Raw genomic sequence first — 1,702 nt, 5'->3', positions numbered from 1 at the left:
CTACACCCCGACCGCCGGGTTCTCCGGTTCAGACAGCTTCACCTACACAGCCACCAACGCCAGCGGCACCTCCAGCCCGGCTACGGTGACCATCACCGTCAGCCCGCCGAGCATCAGCCTGAGCCCCACCACGTTGAGCAACGGCACTGTCGGCACCAGCTACAGCGCGACGCTCACTGCCTCCGGCGGCACCGCGCCCTATACCTATGCGATCACCGCCGGTAGTCTGCCAGCTGGCCTCAGCCTGAATACCGGCACTGGTGCCATCAGTGGCACGCCAAGCGCCAGCGGCACAAGCAACCTGACCGTGACCGCCACCGATGCCAACAGCGCGACCGGCTCCCAGGCCTACACCCTCACCATCGATGCCCAGGCCCCAGTCGCCGGTGCCGTCAGCGCCACTGTCGCCGCCAACAGCAGTGCCAACCCGATCACCCTGGCCCTCAGTGGCGGCGCTGCCACCAGCGTCGCCGTGGCCAGCGCCGCCAGCCATGGCACTGCCACCGCCAGCGGCACCAGCATCACCTACACCCCGACCGCCGGGTTCTCCGGTGCCGACAGCTTCACCTACACAGCCACCAACGCCAGCGGCACCTCCGGCCCGGCTACGGTGGCCATCACCGTCAGCCCGCCGAGCATCAGCCTGATCACCACAACGTTGAGCAACGGCACTGTCGGCACCAGCTACAGTGCGACGCTCACCGCCTCCGGCGGCACCGCGCCCTACACCTATGCGATCACCGACGGTAGTCTTCCGGCTGGCCTCAGCCTGAATACCGGCACAGGTGCCATCAGTGGCACGCCGAGTGCCAGCGGCGCAAGCAACCTGACCGTGACCGCCACCGATGCCAATAGCGCGACCGGCTCCCAGGCCTACACCCTCACCATCGATGCCCAGGCCCCAGTCGCCAGTGCCGTCAGCGCCACTGTCGCCGCCAACAGCAGTGCCAACCCGATCACCCTGGCCCTCAGTGGCGGCGCTGCCACCAGCGTCGCCGTGGCCGGCGCCGCCAGCCATGGCACTGCCACCGCCAGCGGCACCAGCATCACCTACACCCCGACCGCCGGATTCTCTGGATCCGACAGTTTCACCTACACCGCCACCAACGCCGGCGGCACCTCCAGCCCGGCTACGGTGACCATCACCGTCAGCCCGCCGAGCATCAGCCTGAGCCCCACCACGTTGAGCAACGGCACTGTCGGCACCAGTTACAGCGCGACGCTCACCGCCTCTGGCGGCACCGCGCCCTATACCTATGCGATCACCGCCGGTAGTCTGCCGGCCGGCCTCAGCCTGAATACCGGCACAGGTGCCATCAGTGGCACGCCGAGCGCCAGCGGCGCAAGCAACCTGACCGTGACCGCCACCGATGCTAACAGCGCGACCGGCTCCCAGGCCTACACTCTCACCATCGATGCCCAGGCCCCAGTCGCCGGTGCCGTCAGCGCCACTGTCGCCGCCAACAGCAGTGCCAACCCGATCACCCTGGCCCTCAGTGGCGGCGCGGCCACCAGCGTCGCCGTGGCCAGCGCCGCCAGCCATGGCACTGCCACCGCCAGCGGCACCAGCATCATCTACACCCCGACCGCCGGGTTCTCCGGTTCAGACAGCTTCACCTACACAGCCACCAACGCCAGCGGCACCTCCAGCCCGGCTACGGTGACCATCACCGTCAGCCCGCCGAGCATCAGCCTGAGCCCC

The 1,702-nt window shown here is 68.8% G+C and carries 1 protein-coding gene; it reads left to right on the top strand.

Going from position 1 to position 1,702, the window contains the following annotated elements:
- Window positions 1-1,702: beta strand repeat-containing protein (locus AACQ95_RS14340; RefSeq protein WP_241281096.1), on the top strand; the 1,702-nt coding region annotated here is incomplete at both ends.

Origin of the sequence: Aeromonas sp. MR19 (assembly GCF_963899305.1) — a bacterium.
In the GTDB taxonomy this organism is placed as follows: domain Bacteria; phylum Pseudomonadota; class Gammaproteobacteria; order Enterobacterales; family Aeromonadaceae; genus Aeromonas; species Aeromonas bestiarum.
The sequence above is the reverse complement of the archived record's forward strand: the minus strand, read 5'-3'. Positions and strand labels throughout refer to the sequence as shown.